The organism is Actinomadura verrucosospora, from assembly GCF_039540335.1.
Taxonomy (GTDB): Bacteria; Actinomycetota; Actinomycetes; order Streptosporangiales; family Streptosporangiaceae; genus Spirillospora; species Spirillospora verrucosospora.
The window spans coordinates 149255-166372 of the sequence record NZ_BAABEV010000008.1 but is presented as its reverse complement, the minus strand read 5'-3'; the positions used below and the strand labels follow the sequence as shown (position 1 = coordinate 166372).

Annotated in this window: 19 protein-coding genes; 13 read left to right on the top strand and 6 right to left on the bottom strand. The window is 73.1% G+C overall.

The features are described from left to right. Positions 1-425 precede the first annotated feature (425 nt). Genes ABD944_RS12330 through ABD944_RS12320 form a run of 3 tightly spaced genes read left to right on the top strand, consistent with a single transcriptional unit; the run spans position 426 to position 2469 of the window. On the top strand, positions 426-839 hold the full coding sequence (locus ABD944_RS12330) for a TraR/DksA family transcriptional regulator (RefSeq protein WP_345175625.1): 414 nt from the start codon (positions 426-428) through the stop codon (positions 837-839). Further along, the gene (gene lspA / locus ABD944_RS12325) at positions 812-1537 is read left to right on the top strand and encodes a signal peptidase II (protein ID WP_345175472.1); all 726 of its coding nucleotides are present in this window, start codon (positions 812-814) and stop codon (positions 1535-1537) included. Before ABD944_RS12330 ends, lspA begins: the two co-directional genes overlap by 28 nt. Next, the gene (locus ABD944_RS12320) at positions 1537-2469 is read left to right on the top strand and encodes an RluA family pseudouridine synthase (protein WP_345175469.1); all 933 of its coding nucleotides are present in this window, start codon (positions 1537-1539) and stop codon (positions 2467-2469) included. Before lspA ends, ABD944_RS12320 begins: the two co-directional genes overlap by 1 nt. A 19-nt stretch (positions 2470-2488) precedes the next feature. On the opposite strand, the gene ABD944_RS12315 is transcribed toward ABD944_RS12320, so the two are convergent. The 3 genes from ABD944_RS12315 to ABD944_RS12305 form a co-directional block, all read right to left on the bottom strand. Then, positions 2489-2800, bottom strand: a complete 312-nt coding sequence (locus tag ABD944_RS12315) for an AzlD domain-containing protein (RefSeq protein WP_345175467.1) — start codon at positions 2798-2800, stop codon at positions 2489-2491. Continuing rightward, positions 2797-3444, bottom strand: coding sequence for an AzlC family ABC transporter permease (locus ABD944_RS12310; RefSeq protein WP_345175622.1), 648 nt, complete (start codon positions 3442-3444; stop codon positions 2797-2799). Before ABD944_RS12310 ends, ABD944_RS12315 begins: the two co-directional genes overlap by 4 nt. A gap of 95 nt (positions 3445-3539) precedes the next feature. Next, positions 3540-3902: a chorismate mutase gene (locus ABD944_RS12305; RefSeq protein ID WP_378189125.1), complete on the bottom strand. Its 363-nt coding sequence runs from the start codon at positions 3900-3902 to the stop codon at positions 3540-3542. Between the two features lie 455 nt (positions 3903-4357). Between ABD944_RS12305 and dnaE the strand changes: the two genes are divergently transcribed. Then, the gene (dnaE, locus tag ABD944_RS12300) at positions 4358-7888 is read left to right on the top strand and encodes a DNA polymerase III subunit alpha (protein WP_345175465.1); all 3531 of its coding nucleotides are present in this window, start codon (positions 4358-4360) and stop codon (positions 7886-7888) included. 388 nt (positions 7889-8276) lie between these two features. On the opposite strand, the gene ABD944_RS12295 is transcribed toward dnaE, so the two are convergent. Beyond that, positions 8277-8972 (bottom strand): DUF6882 domain-containing protein, encoded by a 696-nt coding sequence (locus ABD944_RS12295; protein WP_345175463.1) that lies wholly within the window; start codon positions 8970-8972, stop codon positions 8277-8279. 128 nt (positions 8973-9100) lie between these two features. Here ABD944_RS12295 and ABD944_RS12290 point away from each other — a divergent pair, with 128 nt between their 5' ends. Then, on the top strand, positions 9101-9703 hold the full coding sequence (locus tag ABD944_RS12290) for a hypothetical protein (RefSeq protein WP_345175462.1): 603 nt from the start codon (positions 9101-9103) through the stop codon (positions 9701-9703). Here ABD944_RS12290 and ybaK read toward each other — a convergent pair. Both ybaK and ABD944_RS12280 read right to left on the bottom strand, forming a co-directional pair. Next, entirely contained in the window at positions 9587-10084 is a 498-nt protein-coding gene (gene ybaK / locus ABD944_RS12285; protein WP_345175460.1) for a Cys-tRNA(Pro) deacylase, read from the bottom strand. The two genes, ABD944_RS12290 and ybaK, sit on opposite strands and share 117 nt — an antisense overlap. Before the next feature lie 22 nt (positions 10085-10106). Continuing rightward, the gene (locus tag ABD944_RS12280; protein ID WP_345175458.1) at positions 10107-10769 is read right to left on the bottom strand and encodes an LON peptidase substrate-binding domain-containing protein; all 663 of its coding nucleotides are present in this window, start codon (positions 10767-10769) and stop codon (positions 10107-10109) included. Positions 10770-10890: 121 nt separating this feature from the next. Between ABD944_RS12280 and ABD944_RS12275 the strand changes: the two genes are divergently transcribed. From ABD944_RS12275 to hisF, 8 genes are all read left to right on the top strand, one after another. Beyond that, positions 10891-11703 (top strand): PhzF family phenazine biosynthesis protein, encoded by an 813-nt coding sequence (locus ABD944_RS12275; protein ID WP_345175456.1) that lies wholly within the window; start codon positions 10891-10893, stop codon positions 11701-11703. Positions 11704-11783: 80 nt separating this feature from the next. Continuing rightward, positions 11784-13091: a histidinol dehydrogenase gene (gene hisD / locus ABD944_RS12270; RefSeq protein WP_345175455.1), complete on the top strand. Its 1308-nt coding sequence runs from the start codon at positions 11784-11786 to the stop codon at positions 13089-13091. Next, the gene (locus ABD944_RS12265) at positions 13088-14209 is read left to right on the top strand and encodes a histidinol-phosphate transaminase (protein ID WP_345175454.1); all 1122 of its coding nucleotides are present in this window, start codon (positions 13088-13090) and stop codon (positions 14207-14209) included. The genes hisD and ABD944_RS12265 overlap by 4 nt, the downstream gene beginning before the upstream one ends. Beyond that, a complete protein-coding gene (hisB, locus tag ABD944_RS12260) occupies positions 14206-14799 on the top strand; it encodes an imidazoleglycerol-phosphate dehydratase HisB (RefSeq protein WP_345175452.1) in 594 nt (197 codons plus the stop codon). The genes ABD944_RS12265 and hisB overlap by 4 nt, the downstream gene beginning before the upstream one ends. Positions 14800-14801: 2 nt before the next feature. Further along, complete coding sequence (locus ABD944_RS12255) at positions 14802-14972, top strand: hypothetical protein (protein ID WP_345175450.1); 171 nt, start codon at positions 14802-14804, stop codon at positions 14970-14972. Beyond that, entirely contained in the window at positions 14969-15604 is a 636-nt protein-coding gene (hisH, locus tag ABD944_RS12250) for an imidazole glycerol phosphate synthase subunit HisH (RefSeq protein WP_378189120.1), read from the top strand. Before ABD944_RS12255 ends, hisH begins: the two co-directional genes overlap by 4 nt. Before the next feature lie 34 nt (positions 15605-15638). Then, positions 15639-16358, top strand: a complete 720-nt coding sequence (gene priA, locus ABD944_RS12245) for a bifunctional 1-(5-phosphoribosyl)-5-((5-phosphoribosylamino)methylideneamino)imidazole-4-carboxamide isomerase/phosphoribosylanthranilate isomerase PriA (protein ID WP_345175446.1) — start codon at positions 15639-15641, stop codon at positions 16356-16358. Then, positions 16355-17116: an imidazole glycerol phosphate synthase subunit HisF gene (hisF, locus tag ABD944_RS12240; RefSeq protein WP_345175444.1), complete on the top strand. Its 762-nt coding sequence runs from the start codon at positions 16355-16357 to the stop codon at positions 17114-17116. Before priA ends, hisF begins: the two co-directional genes overlap by 4 nt. Positions 17117-17118 lie beyond the last annotated feature (2 nt).

Here is a 17118-nt window from a genome sequence, read left to right as displayed (position 1 = left end):
GTGCCCGAGAGAGGGGACCAATGCTGCCCGCACTGCCCGTTGAGGCGACCAGCGCGAGGGAGGCCGACATGGCCGGCGCGATGAGGGGCGCGACGCCCGCCGCAAGCAAGAGCCGGGGCACGGCTCGGCCGTCCCAGACCCGGCCGCCCGCCGCGAGGACGGACGCGAGAACGGGTGCGGCGGAGAAAGGCGCAGCAGGAAAAGGCACGGCTGAGAAAGACGCCCCGGGAAAGGGCGCCGCCGGAAAGGGCGGGGCGGGAAAGGACGCGGTCGACGCGGTCGACGCGGTTGACGCGGTCGAGGCGGGCGCCGCCAAGAACCCGGCGAAGGGCACCGCCGTGAAGCCGGGCAAGGCGGCCGGGCGTCGGCCCGGGAAACCGGGCGGGGCCGGGACGGCCGCCAAGACCGGCGGGGCGCCGCCGGACGTGCGTGAGCCTGCCAGGACGGCCGCCGCGGAGCTGCCGGTCCGCGAGGGGGAGCACCAGTGGACGCCGGCGGAGCTGGCGGAGGTGCGGGCGGGCCTGGAGGAGCAGATCGAGGGGCTGCGCAGCGAGATCGCCGCGTCCGCCAGCCAGATCGCCGAGGGCGACGCCAGCGACGGGGCCGGCGACGACCAGGCCGACGCGGGCGCCAAGACCTACGAGCGCGAACACGAGCTCGCGCTGGCCTACAATTCACAGGACCTGCTCGCCCAGATCGAGCGGGCCGTCCAGCGGATGGACGCCGGCACGTACGGGATCTGCGAGTCCTGCGCCAGGCCGATCGGCAAGGCGCGCCTCCAGGCCTTCCCGCGTGCGACCCTGTGTGTGACATGCAAACAACGCGAGGAACGTCGCTGAGCGACTCAACGAACCCAGAGCGGCAGGCCGGGGAGACCGCGGAGTCTCCCCGGCCGCGCCGCGTCGGCGTGCTGGTCGCCGTGGCCCTGGCCGCGCTCGCCGCCGACATCGTGTCCAAGATCATCGTGGTGTCGACGCTGCAGGACCGCGCGCCGGTCCGGCTGCTCGGCGGCCTGCTGACGCTGCGCGAGACCCGCAACAGCGGCGCCGCGTTCTCGATCGGCACCGGCTACACCATCGTGTTCACGCTGATCGCCTGCGGGGTGGTCGTGGCGATCCTGCGGACCGCCCGGAACCTGCGCAGCGCGCCGTGGGCGGTCTGCCTCGGGCTGCTGCTGGGCGGCGCGATCGGCAACCTCATCGACCGGCTGCTGCGGGCCCCGGCCCCGCTGAAGGGCCACGTCGTCGACTGGATCCAGCTGCCGCACTGGCCGGTGTTCAACCTGGCCGACTCCGCGATCGTCTGCGGCGGCGTGCTGGCCGTCCTGCTGGCGGCGCGCGGCCTCCAGGTGGACGGGACGCGCCTCAAGGACGAGGGCTCCGGCGCCGGCGAGACCCCGGACTCGGACGAGGGCCCGGAAGCGGAGACGTCCTCCGGCAGGGGGGAGGCCGCCGCCGAGGGCCGTGCCACCGAGCGCGCGGCCGCAGGCGAGCCCGAGGGAGAGGCCGAGGTTCCGGCCCCCGAGGAGAAGTCGTGATGGGCGACGTGCGGAGCCTCCACGTCCCCGACGGCCTGGAGGGCGAGCGGATCGACGCCGCCCTGGCGCGCCTGTTCGGGCTGTCGCGCGGCAGCGCCGCCGACATCATCGCCGCGGGCGACGTGGCATTGGACGGCGCGCCGGTGGCCACCAAGTCCGAGCGGCTGCACGCCGGCGCGTGGCTGGAGGTCACGCTCCCGCCGCCTCCCGCGCCGCCCGCCCCGGTCGCCGAGCCCGTCCCCGGGATGGGCGTGCTGTTCGAGGACGACGACATCGTCGTGGTGAACAAGCCGGTCGGCGTCGCCGCCCACCCGACCACCGGATGGACGGGCCCGACCGTCCTCGGCGGGCTGCTCGGGGCCGGGCACACGATCGCCACCAGCGGCGCGTCCGAGCGGCAGGGGATCGTGCACCGGCTCGACGCCAACACCACCGGCGCCATGGTCGTGGCGAAGAGCGAGGTCGCCTACTCGCGGCTCAAGCGCGCGTTCAAGGAGCGCCGCATCGACAAGCGCTACCAGGCGCTCGTCCAGGGCCATCCCGACCCCTTCCGCGGGACGGTCGACGCCCCCATCGACCGGCACCCCTCCGGCGACGGCCGGTTCGCGGTCGTCGCGGGCGGGAAGCCGTCCGTCACCCACTACGACACCGTCGAGGCGTTCCGGGCGGCGTCGCTGCTCGACATCGACCTGGAGACGGGCCGCACGCACCAGATCCGCGTCCACATGTCGGCGATCCGGCATCCGTGCGTGGGCGACATGGCCTACGGAGCCGACCCGACCCTGGCGGAGCGCCTCGGCCTCAGGCGGCAGTGGCTGCACGCTGTGCGGCTCGGGTTCGAGCACCCCACCAAGGGCGAGTGGGTGGAGTTCGAGAGCCCCTACCCGGACGACCTGGCCCACGCCCTGGAGATCGTCGCTGCCGAGTCCTGAATGCAGGACAGAGCGCCCCTCAGAGACCGAGGAGGCGCAGCCCCGCCGCGACAGCGGCCGCGACGACCAGCACCACCAGGAACGGCGCGCGCAGCAGGAGCGCGGCGACGGCGGCGCCCAGGCCCGCCAGCCGCGCGGCGTCGAGATCGAGGGCCCGGCCGTCGGCGAGCGCCTGGACGGCGATCAGCGCGGTGAGCAGGGCCACGGGGACCAGTTCGGTGAACCGGCGCACCCGGGGGTCGTCCAGCATGCGGCGCGGGGTGAGGAGCCCGCCGAGCTTCAGCGCGTAGCAGCCGAGCCCGGTGGCGATCACCGCGATCCAGACGCTCACGGCGCGGTCCTCCGGCCGAGCAGGGCGGGCAGCGCGGCGACGGCGGCCAGCATGACCGGCACGCCCGGCGGCAGCACCGGCGTCGCCGCCACCGCGATCACCGCCGCCGCGACGGCGACGCGGACCGCGGTCCGCCCGCTCGTGAGCCGGGGCCAGAGCAGGGCGAGGAACGCCGCCGGACCGAGGACGTCCAGGCCCACGGCCTCGGGATCGCCCAGCCGCGCCGCGCCCACCGCGCCCAGCAGCGTGGTGAGGTTCCACGCCAGGTAGAGGGTGATCGCCGTCGTGTAGAACCCGGCGCGGGCCGCGGCCCGGCCGCGCTGGGCGGTCGCCACGGCGGCCGTCTCGTCGATGACGACGTGCGCGGCGGCGAGCCTGCGCCGGCCGCGCACGCCGAGCGTCGCCGCGAGCCGCATCCCGTACAGCGCGTTGCGGCCGCCGAGCAGCACCGCGCCGAGGGTCCCGGCGACGAGCCCGCCGCCCCCGCCGATCACCCCGGCCAGCGCGAACTGGGACGCGCCGGTGAACGCCAGGAGGCTCAGCGCGCACGCCTGCGCGACCGTGAGCCCCGCCGTGACCGCCGCGGCGCCGAACGCCAGGCCGGACACCCCGACGGCGATGCCCACGCTGAGCCCGTGGCGTATGGCTGCGGCCCGCGCGGCCTCGTCCGATTCGCCCGCCTCCGGAGCGGTCTCGTCCGGGACGTCCTCACCGGCCGCCCGCGCGGACCCGGGCGCGCTCATCGGCCGGACTCGGCCGCGTCCAGCCCCGCCTCGATGATCGCGTTCACGATGGGGGCGAGCCGTTCCGGGCCGAGGGAGGGGGCGCGCACCGCCATGGCCTCGACGATCCGCCGCTCGCGCTCGGGGTCGCGGCCGGCGAAGCCGCCGACCGGCTTGAGCCGCTGGACGACGGCGGCGACCGCGGTGCGGTGCTCCAGCAGCGTCGCGAGGGCGGCGTCGAGGCCGTCGATCGCCTCGCGGGCCTCGGCGAGCGTGGTGACGTCGGCGGCCGACGGCAGCGCGACCCGCATCTCGCCGGACGGCTCGCGGACCGGGCACGCCGCGTCCGCGCCGACGTGGTCGATCACCTGGTCGTTCATCTCGGATCCCCTCTCGCGCGGCCCTTCCGGGCGGGGGAGCGGGTGCCCCGGGCCGCGCCTGATCAGCGAAAAGGCTGCTCCAGAAGAAAGGCGGAGTCCACGGGGACTCCGCCTCGGCCGGCTCCGGGGTCGTCGCTAGGTCGCGCGGGCGACCGGCTCACCCGGAGCCGGCTGCGTAAACCTGAGATGGCGACGTTCCACGGGACGATCGTATGCCGTGCCGCCCGGCGGGCCAAACTCCGGACATCCCGTCCCGGGTTCCGAGACGACCGGAAGGGGGCCCCCGGGGATTGGGCGCGTCGGGGCGCGAGTGACCAGGGATGCGGGTTAGGCTCTCAGAGCCGCGTCGTTCCGGCGCCCGCCGGCCCGACGACGTTCCCCCGGTACCGAGCCGCGACCACGTGCCGACCCCGCACGTGGGCGGTCGCATGCGACGAGCAGGAGGCGCAGCACGCATGGCCGACTCTTTCGTTCACCTGCACGTTCACACCGAGTACTCCATGCTCGACGGAGCCGCGCGGTTGAAGCAGATGTTCGAGGAGGTCGGCCGGCAGAAGATGCCGGCGATCGCGATGACCGACCACGGCAACATGCACGGCGCCTACGACTTCCACAAGCAGGCGACCGCGGCCGGCGTGACCCCGATCATCGGCATCGAGGCCTACATGGCGCCGGAGTCCCGCTACCACAAGAAGAAGGTCCAGTGGGGTGAGCCGAGCCAGAAGCGCGACGACGTCTCCGGCGGCGGCCTGATCAACCACATGACGCTGTGGGCGCGGAACAGGGCGGGCCTGCACAACCTGTTCAAGCTCTCCAGCCGCGCCTACACCGAGGGCTTCGTCTTCAAGTACGCGCGCATGGACGAGGAGCTGCTCGCCGAGCACTCCGAGGGCCTCATGGCCACCACCGGCTGCCCGTCCGGCAAGGTCCAGACCCGGCTGCGGCTCGGCCAGTTCGACGAGGCGCTGAAGGCCGCCGCGAACTTCCAGGACATCCTCGGCAAGGAGAACTACTTCCTGGAGCTGATGGACCACGGCCTCGAGATCGAGCGCCGCGTCCGCGACGGCCTCATCGAGATCAGCAAGCGGCTGAACATCCCGCCGGTCGTCACCAACGACTCCCACTACACGCACGAGTCCGAGGCCACCGCCCACGACGCGCTGCTGTGCGTGCAGGTGGGCAAGCAGCTCGCCGACCCCGACCGGTTCCGGTTCGACGGCAGCGGCTACTACCTCAAGACCGCCGAGGAGATGCGCGCCATCGACTCCTCCGACATCTGGGCCGAGGGCTGCAGGAACACCCTGCTGATCGCCGAGCGCGTCGACCCCGCCGGGATGTTCGAGTACCGCGACCTCAGCCCCCGCTTCCCCGTCCCGGAGGGCGAGACCGAGGAGAGCTGGTTCCGCAAGGAGGTCTGGAAGGGCCTGGAGCGCCGCTTCCCCGACGGCCTCCCGGACGGCTACAAGGAGCAGGCCGAGTACGAGATGGGCGTCATCCTCGGCAAGGGGTACCCGTCCTACTTCCTCGTCGTCGCCGACTTCATCATGTGGGCCAAGGAGAACGGCATCCTGGTCGGCCCGGGGCGAGGCAGCGCCGCGGGCTCGCTGATCGCCTACGCGATGGGCATCACCGACCTCGACCCCATCCCGCACGGGCTGATCTTCGAGCGGTTCCTGAACCCCGAGCGCGCGTCCATGCCCGACATCGACATCGACTTCCCTGAAGACCGGCGGGCCGAGGTCATCAAGTACACGACCGAGAAGTGGGGCGCCGACAAGGTCTCCTTCATCGCCACGTTCGGCACCATCAAGGCGAAGGCCGCCATCAAGGACGCGGGCCGCGTCCTCGGCTTCCCGTACGCGCTCGGCGACCGGATCTCCAAGGCGTTCCCGCCCGCCGTCATGGGCAAGGACATCCCGCTGTCGGGCATCTTCGACGACAAGCACCCGCGCTACGGCGAGGCGGGCGAGCTGCGCAAGCTGTACGAGGAAGAGACCGACGTCAAGCAGATCATGGACCTGGCGCAGGGCCTGGAGGGGCTGATCCGCCAGACCGGCGTGCACGCCGCCGGGGTCATCATGTCCGGCGAGACGATCACCGACCACATCCCGATCATGCGCCGGGACGCCGACGGGGCGATCATCACGCAGTTCGACTACCCGACCTGCGAGTCGCTCGGCCTGCTGAAGATGGACTTCCTCGGCCTGCGCAACCTGACGATCATCGACGACGCGCTCCAGGGCATCCGCAAGAACAAGGGCGTCGAGGTCGACCTGCTCGCCCTCCCCCTGGACGACAAGAAGACCTACGAGCTGCTCGCCCGCGGCGACACCCTCGGCGTGTTCCAGTTCGACGGCGGCCCCATGCGCTCCCTGCTCCGGCTGATGAAGCCGGACAACTTCGAGGACATCTCCGCCGTCGGCGCCCTGTACCGGCCCGGCCCCATGGGCGCGAACTCCCACACCAACTACGCGCTGCGCAAGAACGGCGCGCAGGAGATCACCCCGATCCACCCGGAGCTGGAGGAGCCGCTCAGGGAGATCCTCGACACCACCTACGGCCTGATCGTCTACCAGGAGCAGGTCATGGCGATCGCGCAGAAGGTGGCGGGCTACACGCTCGGCAAGGCGGACCTGCTCCGCCGCGTCATGGGCAAGAAGAAGAAGGCCGAGCTGGACGCCCAGTTCGTCGGGTTCGAGCAGGGCATGATCGACAACGGCTTCTCCAAGGAGGCCGTGAAGACGCTGTGGGACATCCTCGTCCCGTTCTCCGACTACGCCTTCAACAAGGCCCACTCCGCCGCGTACGGCCTCGTCTCCTACTGGACGGCCTACCTCAAGGCGAACTACCCGGCCGAGTACATGGCGGGCGTGCTCACCTCCGTCGGCGACGACAAGGACAAGAGCGCCCTGTACCTGTCGGAGTGCCGCCGGATGGGCCTGAAGGTGCTGCCGCCCGACGTCAACACGTCCGAGGCCGACTTCACCCCGCTCGGCGACACCGAGATCCGTTTCGGCCTGTCGGCCGTCCGCAACGTCGGCACCAACGTCGTGGACGGGATCGTCGCGGCCCGCCGCGAGAAGGGCGCCTACACCGACTTCAACGACTTCCTCAACAAGGTCCCGCCGCCGGTGTGCAACAAGCGGGTCGTGGAGTCGCTGATCAAGGCGGGCGCGTTCGACGAGCTCGGCCACCAGCGCAAGGCGCTGCTGATGGTGCACGAGCAGGCCATCGACTCGGTCATCGACATCAAGCGCAAGGAGGCCGTCGGCCAGGACTCCCTCTTCGGCGCCCTGGAGGACGACGGCGGCGAGGACGCGTTCGCCGTCGCGATCCCCGAGGGCGAGGAGTGGGACAAGACGACCCTTCTCGCCTTCGAGCGGGAGATGCTCGGCCTCTACGTGTCGGACCACCCGCTCCTCGGCGTCGAGCACATCCTGGAGCGGGAGGCCGACTGCACGATCGCCGTCCTGAACGGCGGCGAGCGCCCCGACGGCCAGGTGGTCATCGTGGCCGGGCTGCTGTCCGGCCTCCAGCGCAAGGTCACCAAGCAGGGCAACTCCTGGGCCATGTTCCAGCTGGAGGACCTCGGCGGCTCCATCGAGGTGATGTGCTTCCCGTCGTCCTACCAGCTGTGCTCGACCCTCCTCGCCGAGGACGCCATCCTCGTCGTCAAGGGCCGCCTGGACCGCCGCGAGGACGTAGCGAAGATCATCGCGATGGAGGTCGTCCAGCCCGACCTCAGCGTCACCGACGCGACCGGCCCGCTCTCGGTCACGCTCCCGCTGGGCCGCTGCACGCCCCCCACGGTGTCCCGCCTCAAGGAGGTGCTGATCACCCACCCCGGCACCGCCGAGGTGCACCTCCACCTCCAGAACGGCCCCCGCACAACGGTGGTCCGCCTGGACGACCGACTCCGCGTGGCCCCGTCCCCCGCCCTGATGGGCGACCTGAAGCAACTCCTGGGCCCGTCCTGCCTAGGGTGACCCAGGCGTAGCCCCGCCGGCCCGGCGCGCCCCCGCCGGGGCGCGCCGGAGGCGAGCCCGCGCCCGACCTAGCCGATAGCGGATGACGGCGCACCCAGCGCCACCTAACGGGTCACCCTGGCCGCTCTGGTTGTGGCTGGCGAGGAGCCGCAGACCGCAGCCAACACCCGCAGCAACCGCAACCACCACCCGCAGCAACCACAACCACCACCCCCGACAACCGCAACCGGCACCTCAGCCACCGGAGACCTCAGGGTTCGCGATCGCGTCCGAAGGCAGGTTCGAGCTTGCGAGAACCTGATCGCGCAGCGAGCCGCCAGGCGAGTCGAAGCGATGCCAGCGATCGCCCGCGGTTTCTTAGTTTTTCGGGCCCCCAAGGCCCGAAAAACTAAGAAACCGCAATAAGCTCAGCTCTCCAGTCGACGAAGCGGCCGAGGCCGTCGAAGTGGGCGCGGGCGGTGCCGCCGCCGGGGAGGGCGACTTCGGTGAGGACGTCGCTCTGCCGGTAGGGGACGCGGTGGTGCGACAGGAACCCGGCGAGGGTGAGGCGCGGCTCGTGGGGGAAGAGGCTGGCTGCGTTGGCCAGCAGGCGGGGGAGGGGGACGGGGTCCCACTGGGCGGGCGGTGCCTGGGGGTCGTCGACGTGCAGGTAGGCGGAGCCGCCGTCGTAGCCGGCGCCGATGTATCCGGCGCCGCCGAGGACGCCGCCGGCGGCCATCGCGATCAGTTCGCCGCCGTGGCCGGCGGGGCCCTCGTACCAGGACAGGTCGACCTCGGGGGTGGTGAACTCGGTGATGCCGAGCCGTTCGCCGAGGGTCCGGATGACCAGCGTGGGGGCGACGGCGGGGTGCGCGTCGCCGAACTGGGGGTTGGCCCAGCCCCACAGCCAGGTGCGCTCGCGGGCGGCGTAGCTGCCGAGCAGCGAGACGCGGACCGTGACGCCGCCGCTGGTGTAGGTGCGGGCGGTCAGGTCGGCGCTCCAGTCCTCGCGCGGCAGGAACTCGGCGAGCGTCTCCTGCTGCTGCAGGACGACGGCCGCCAGCGCGGCGCCGAGGCGTTCGAACGCGGGGCTGAATCCGGACATGTCGGGCACATTATCCCAGTAATCGGGGCCGTCGTGGGCGAGAATCGGACACCCTTCGAGAGTCGATCGGTTGACCTGGGCAGGCTAGGCTTTCGCTGTCGGACGACTTGCAACTAGGAGCGTACGAGGTGCGGCGACCCACCGGGAGGCTCTTGGCGATCTGGGCGGTCACCAGCGCCGTCGTCACGCTGCTGGGGCCGCTCGCCGGCCTGCTGTGGGCGGCGGTGGTCCCGAAGGTGACGTACGTGGTCGTGCAGGGTGAGGCCCTTCTGGCCGACCCGGAAGGCCAGGGCCCGATCGGTATCGACGTCCGCTTCGCTCTGATCGCGCTCGTCGCCGGAGCCGTGTGCGGCGCCGGCGCCTACCTGGCGGGCGGGCGCGGCAACGACTCCGCGCTGCTGCTCGGGCTGGCCGTGGGCGGCGCCGCGGCGGCCGTCCTCGCCTGGCAGACCGGCCACCTGGTCGGGCTCGGGCACTTCGAGGACGTGGTCCGGCACGGCCGCGACGGCACCACCGTCACCGGCGTCGCCGACCTGCGCGCCAAGGGCGTGCTGGTGTTCTGGGCGCTGCCGGCGGTCGCCGCCTACGGGCTGCTGGAGCTGGTCGTGCGGCGGCTACCCGCGGGCGATGGCGTCGACGAGGGCGCCGGTGAGGCGGACGAGGTCGGCGGGGACGAGCTCGATCTGGAGTCCGCGCCGGCCGGCCGAGACGTAGACGGTCGCGAGCCCTGACACCGACGCGTCGATCACGGTCGGCAGCCGCCTGCGCTGCCCGAGCGGGCTGATCCCGCCGACGACGTACCCGGTGGCGCGCTCGGCGTCGCGGGGGTCGGCCATCCGCGCCTTCTTGCCGCCGGCCGCCGCCGCGAGCGCCTTCAGGTCGAGGGTGGACGACACCGGGACGACGCCGACGGTGAGGTTCCCGTCGACCTCGGCCAGCAGCGTCTTGAAGAGCCGGTCGTGCGGGACGCCGAGGGCGTCCGCGGCGGCCTCCCCGTAGGACTCGGCGTTCGGGTCCGCCTCGTAGGCGTGCAGCGTGAAGTCGACGCCGGCCTTCGCCGCGGCGATCGTCGCGGGGGTGCCCTTGCCGCCCTTGGCCTTGGCAGTGCTCATGGGAGAAGTCTGCCGCGCCCGCTCAGTTCGGCGTGAACGACCCGTCAAGGAACTGCCCGGCGGGGATCATCGGGAGCACGTCCAGGATGCGGTTCTCCCTGGCCAGCAGCTCGGCCTCCGCCGCCAGGCGCAGCGTCGCGTCCTCGTGCTCCAGCAGCCGCTGCTTCTCGTGCCCGTCCAGGACGAGCGCCGCCGCGACCGCGTACGACAGCGCGACGGGGTCGTCCGCCTGCTCGATCTCCTCTGGCGGTCCGGCGCCGGCCGCGCCGAGGCGCCGACGGTAGAGCCGGAACAGCCGCCGGACGCGCGCCGCGGCGGGACCCGGATCGGCGCCGGGCTCCTCGGGCAGGAACTCGACCTCGCCCCGCAGGTAGGGCCTGGACCGATCCAGCTCCTTCAGCCGGAACCGCCGGGCGCCGACGGCGACGATGTCGTACCGCCCGTCGGGGTGCGGCGTCACCTCGCGCAGCTCGGCGACGCAGCCGACCTCGGCGAGGCGGTGCGCCGCGCCCTCGCCGACCTCGTGGCCGAGCTCGATGCCGACGACGCCGAACGCGCGCGGCTCGGGCTGTTCGAGGAGGTCGCCGACCAGCCGGCGGTAGCGGTCCTCGAACAGGTGCAGGGGGAGCACCAGGCCGGGGAACAGCACGGTGCCCAGGGGGAACAGGGCGAGCCGTTCGGTCACATCTTCTCTCCCGCGTTCCTGGGCGCAACCGGAAACGCCCGTGCCGCCAGGGTACGTCGCAAATGATGATCTTGGTAAGGGGAGATTTTTCACGGCGTGAAGCGGGTGTAGCGTCGGCGCCATGAGGATGCTCGTCGTCGACGCCTTCACCGGCCGCGCGTTCGCCGGCAACCCCGCCGGAGTGTGCCTGCTCACGGGCGCCGCCGACGCCGGGTGGATGCAGCGCGTCGCCGCGGAGATGAGGCATTCCGAGACGGCGTTCGTCCGGCCGGTTCAGGACGGGGACGCCGACTTCGAGCTGAGGTGGTTCACCCCGAAGACGGAGGTCGCCCTCTGCGGGCACGCCACCCTCGGTTCCGCCCACGCCCTCTACGAGACGGGCACGGCCGCGGCGGGCGAACCGATCAGGTTCCGTACGCTGAAAAGCGGCGTCCTCACCGTCACCCCAGAGGAGGACGGCGCGCTGGCGATGGACTTCCCGGTGATGCGCGCCGACCCCGTCGAGGCGCCCGAAGGGCTCGCGGAGGCGCTCGGCGCCAAGGTGCTGCACACCGGCCGCAACGCCCAGAACGACCTGCTCGCCGAGGTCCCGGACGAGGACTGCGTGCGGGGCCTCGCCCCGGACGTCCGGGCGCTCGCCGGGATCGACGCCCGCGGTGTGATCGTCACGGCGGCCGCCGGCCCCGGCCGGGAGCACGACTTCGTGTCCCGCTTCTTCGCTCCGCGAGTCCTGCCCGGCGACGCCGAGGACCCGGTGACCGGCTCCGCCCACTGCGCCCTCGCGCCCTACTGGGCCGAGCGCCTCGGCCGCGACGCCCTGACCGGCTACCAGGCGTCGCCGCGCGGCGGGCACGTCCGCGTGGCCCTGCACGGCGACCGGGTGACCCTGGCCGGCCGGGCCGTCACCGTCCTGGACGGCGCCCTCCGGGTCTGACCCGCCGGGCCGCGGCGACACGACGTCTCGGGACGTGAGACGGTGCGCGAGGGACGGAGGGCACTCCGTAGACTGGACGGGTGATTTCCCGTATCGACCTGCGCGGCTCGCTTCCGGGCGACCTGCGCACCGTGCTGCCCCGCGCCGAACTCGACGTCGAGGCCGCCCTGGACAAGGTGCGGCCCATCTGCGAGGACGTGCGCCATCGGGGCTCGGCGGCGGTACGGGAGCACACCAGCCGGTTCGACGGGGTCGAGCTGGAGCGCGTCCGGGTCCCGGTCGAGGCCGTGCACCGGGCGCTCACCGGCCTCGACCCGGCCGTCCGGGACGCGCTGGAGGAGAGCATCCGCCGCGCCCGGGCCGTGCACCGCGCGCAGCGCCGCACCGACGTGACCACGCAGGTCGTGCCCGGCGGCACCGTCACCGAGCGGTGGGTCCCGGTCGGGCGCGTGGGCCTGTACGTGCCGGGCGGCCGCGCCGTCTACCCGTCCAGCGTGGTCATGAACGTCGTCCCCGCGCAGGAGGCGGGCGTCGGCTCCCTCGCCGTCACCTCGCCCGCGCAGAAGGACTTCGGCGGGCTGCCGCACCCCTCGATCCTGGCCGCGTGCGCGATGCTCGGGGTCGACGAGGTGTACGCCGCGGGCGGCGCCCAGGCGATCGCGATGTTCGCCTACGGCACCGAGGAGTGCCCCCGCGCCGACCTGGTCACCGGGCCCGGCAACGTCTACGTCGCCGCGGCCAAGCGGCTGCTCAAGGGCGTGATCGGCATCGACGCCGAGGCCGGCCCGACGGAGATCGCGATCCTCGCCGACGACACCGCCGACCCGGTGGAGGTCGCCGCCGACCTGATCAGCCAGGCCGAGCACGACACGCTCGCCGCCGCCGTCCTGGTCACCGACTCGGTGCGGCTCGCCGACGAGGTCGAGGCCGAGCTGAAGGCGCAGGTCGCCCGCACCCGCCACGTCGAGCGGATCACCGAGGCGCTGGCCGGGCGGCAGTCCGGCATCGTCCTGGTCGACGGCGTCGAGGACGGACTGAAGGTCGTGGACGCCTACGCCGCCGAGCACCTGGAGATCCAGACCGCCGACGCCGCCGCGGTCGCCGCGCGCGTCCGCAACGCCGGCGCCGTCTTCGTGGGCCGGTACGCGCCGGTGTCGCTCGGCGACTACCTGGCGGGCTCGAACCACGTCCTGCCCACCGGCGGGTGCGCCTGCCACTCCTCCGGGCTGTCGGTCCAGTCGTTCCTGCGCGGCGTGCACGTCGTCGAGTACGACCGCGACGCCCTCGCCGACGCCACCGCGCGCGTCGTCGCGCTCGCCGAGGCGGAGGACCTTCCCGCCCACGGCGCCGCGCTCCAGGCCCGCTTCGACTGGGAGACCCCTTCGTGACCTCGCTCAACGACCTGCCGCTGCGGGACGACCTGCGCGGCCGCGAGCCCTACGGTGCGCCCCAGCTGGACGTCCCGTACGCGCTGAACACCAACGAGAACCCCTACCCGCCGTCCGAGCGGCTCGTGAAGGCCCTCGGCGAGGCCGTCATGGACGTCGCCGGGTCGCTGAACCGCTACCCCGACCGGGACGCGGTCGCGCTCCGCGAGGACCTCGCCGCGTTCCTGAACACCGACACGCCCGGCGCGGGCCTCACCGCGGCCCGGGTGTGGGCCGCGAACGGCTCCAACGAGATCATCCAGCAGATCCTGCAGGCGTTCGGCGGGACGGGCCGCACCGCGCTCGGCTTCGAGCCGTCCTACTCGATGCACCCGATCATCACGGGGGTGTCCGGGACCCGCTGGGTGAACGCCTTCCGCGACGAGGACTTCGGCCTCGAACCCGAGCGCGCCGTCGCGGCCGTCGAGGAGCACCGGCCCGACGTCGTGTTCCTGACCTCGCCCAACAACCCGACCGGCACGGCGCTGCCCCTCGACGCGATCGAGGCCGTCCTGGCGGCCGCGCCCGGGATGGTCGTCGTCGACGAGGCCTACGCCGAGTTCCGCCGCGCGGGCACCCCGTCCGCGCTGACGCTGCTGGACGGCCACCCGCGGCTGATCGTCACCCGGACGATGTCCAAGGCGTTCGCGATGGCCGGGGCCCGGCTCGGCTACCTGGCCGCCGGCCAGGCCGTGATCGACGCGCTGCTGCTCGTCCGGCTGCCCTACCACCTGTCGGCCGTCACCCAGGCCGTGGCGCGCACCGCCCTCGCCCACGGCGAGGAGCTGCTCGGCGGCGTCGACGCCCTGCGCCGCGAGCGCGACGACCTCGTGGCGTGGCTGCGCGGCGAAGGGCTCCGGGTCGCCGACTCCGACGCCAACTTCGTCCTGTTCGGGACGTTCCCCGACCGCCGCCGCGTCTGGGAGGACCTGCTGGAGAGCGGCGTGCTGATCCGGGAGGTGGGCCCGCCCGAGTGGCTGCGGGTCAGCGTCGGCGCCCCGGAGGAGATGGCCGCCTTCCGCACCGCGCTCCGCCGGGCGCGGGGAGCCGGCACCGAGAACAACGAGGAGAGTCTGTGACGCGCAAGGGACGAGTCGAGCGCGGGACCGGGGAGACCCAGGTCCTCGTCGAGATCGACCTCGACGGCACCGGGCAGGTCGACGTCGCGACCGGCGTGGGGTTCTTCGACCACATGCTGGCGCAGCTCGGCAAGCACGGGTCGTTCGACCTGACCGTCAAGACCACCGGCGACCTGCACATCGACAGCCACCACACCATCGAGGACACCGCGATCGCGCTCGGCGCGGCGTTCCGCGAGGCCCTCGGCGACAAGGCCGGCATCCGCCGCTTCGCCGACGCCTCCATCCCGCTCGACGAGGCGCTCGCCCAGGTCACCGTGGACGTCTCCGGGCGCCCCTACCTGGTGCACGTGGAGCCGGACGGCATGGCGCCGATGATCGGCCCCGAGTACGACACCACGATGACCCGGCACATCTTCGAGTCGTTCGTGTCGAACGCGCGGGTCGCGCTGCACGTCCACGTCCCCTACGGACGCAACGCCCACCACATCGTCGAGGCGCAGTTCAAGGCCCTCGCCCGGGCGCTGCGCGACGCCGTGGCGTTCGACCCGAAGGTGCACGGCATCCCCTCCACCAAGGGGGCCCTGTAGCCGTGGAGATCGGTGGCCTGCACCTCACCTACGGCACGGTGGCGATCTTCGCGGTCGCGGTGTTCCTGCTGGCGGGCGTGTACAGCTTCGTCAAGCAGGGCCTCAAGATCGCCGCGGTGCTCCTGCTGGTGCTCGCCGGGATGGCGGTCGCCGGGGGAGTGATGTGGTCGTGAAGAAGATCGTCATCCTCGACTACGGCTCGGGGAACCTGCGCTCGGCCGAGCGCGCCGTGGCGCGCGCCGGCGCGGAGGTAACCGTGACCGCCGACCGGGACGCCGCGCTCGCCGCCGACGGCCTGGTCGTTCCCGGCGTCGGCGCGTTCGCCGCCTGCATGGCGGGCCTGCGCTCGGTGCAGGGCGACCAGATCATCGGCCGCCGGCTGGCGGGCGGGCGCCCCGTCCTCGGCATCTGCGTCGGCATGCAGATCCTGTTCTCCAAGGGCATCGAGCACGGCGTCACCACCCAGGGCTGCGACGAGTGGCCGGGCACGGTCGACCGCCTGAACGCCCCGGTCGTCCCCCACATGGGCTGGAACACCGTGGAGGCCCCCGAGGGCTCCGCGCTCTTCGAGGGCCTGCGCGGCGAGCGCTTCTACTTCGTCCACTCCTACGCCGCGCGCAGCTGGGACCTGGAGTCCGACCCGACCGGCACCATCCCGGCGCCGCTGGTCACCTGGTCCGAGCACGGCGACCGCTTCGTCGCCGCGGTGGAGAACGGCCCCCTGTGCGCCACCCAGTTCCACCCGGAGAAGTCCGGCGACGCCGGCGCCCAGCTCCTGCGCAACTGGCTCGCCACCCTGGCCTAGGCACTCGTTCCATCTGCATCGATAGGGTTTCCGCATGACTCTGACGCTCCTTCCCGCCGTCGACGTCGCCGACGGCCGGGCCGTCCGGCTGGTGCAGGGCGAGGCCGGCACCGAGACCTCCTACGGCGCGCCCCTGGAGGCGGCGCTCGCCTGGCAGGGGGCGGGGGCGGAGTGGATCCATCTGGTGGACCTCGACGCGGCGTTCGGGCGCGGCTCCAACCGGGAGCTGCTGGCCGAGGTGACCGGGAAGCTGGACGTGAAGGTCGAGCTGTCGGGCGGCATCCGCGACGACGCGTCGCTGGAGGCGGCCCTGGCCACCGGGTGCGCCCGGGTCAACATCGGCACCGCCGCGCTGGAGGACCCCGCCTGGTGCCGCAAGATCATCGCCTCGCACGGCGACCGGATCGCGGTGGGGCTGGACGTGCGGGGCACGACCCTGGCCGCGCGCGGCTGGACGCGGGAGGGCGGCGACCTGTGGGAGGTCCTCGCGCGGCTGGAGGACGACGGCTGCCCCCGGTACGTGGTCACCGACGTCACCAAGGACGGGACGCTGCGCGGCCCCAACACCGAGCTGCTGCGCGAGGTGTGCTCCCGGACGGACAGGCCCGTCGTCGCCTCCGGCGGCGTCTCGTCGCTGGACGACCTGCGGGCGCTGGCGGGGCTCGTCCCCGACGGCGTCGAGGGCGCGATCGTCGGCAAGGCCCTCTACGCGGGGGCGTTCACGCTGGAAGAGGCCCTGGAGGCCGTGAAGTGACCGTCGCCGTGCGGGTGATCCCGTGCCTGGACGTCGACGCCGGGCGCGTGGTCAAGGGCGTCAACTTCCAGAACCTGCGGGACGCGGGCGACCCCGTGGAGCTGGCCCGCCGCTACGACGCCGAGGGCGCCGACGAGCTGACGTTCCTGGACATCACCGCCTCCAGCGCCGACCGCTCCACGACCTACGACGTGGTGCGGCGCACCGCCGAGCAGGTGTTCATCCCGCTGACGGTCGGCGGCGGCATCCGCACGGTCGAGGACGTCGACCGGCTGCTGCGCGCGGGCGCCGACAAGGTCTCGATCAACACCGCGGCGATCGCGCGGCCGGAGTTCCTGCGGGAGGCCGCGCACCGGTTCGGGTCGCAGTGCGTCGTGCTGTCGGTGGACGCGCGGCGCGCCGAGGGGACGCCGTCCGGCTTCGAGGTCACCACGCACGGCGGCCGCAAGGGCACCGGCATCGACGCGATCGGGTGGGCCCGCCGCGGCGCGGAGCTCGGCGTCGGGGAGATCCTGCTGAACTCGATGGACGCCGACGGCACCAAGGCCGGGTTCGACCTGGAGATGCTGCGCCTCGTCCGGGAGGCCGTCACCGTCCCGGTGATCGCCAGCGGGGGCGCGGGCGCGGTCGAGCACTTCCCCCCGGCCGTGGAGGCGGGCGCGGACGCCGTCCTCGCCGCCAGCGTCTTCCACTTCGGGGAGCTGAAGATCTCCGACGTCAAGGCCGCGCTGAGCGCCGCCGGCAGTCCCGTTCGCTGAAG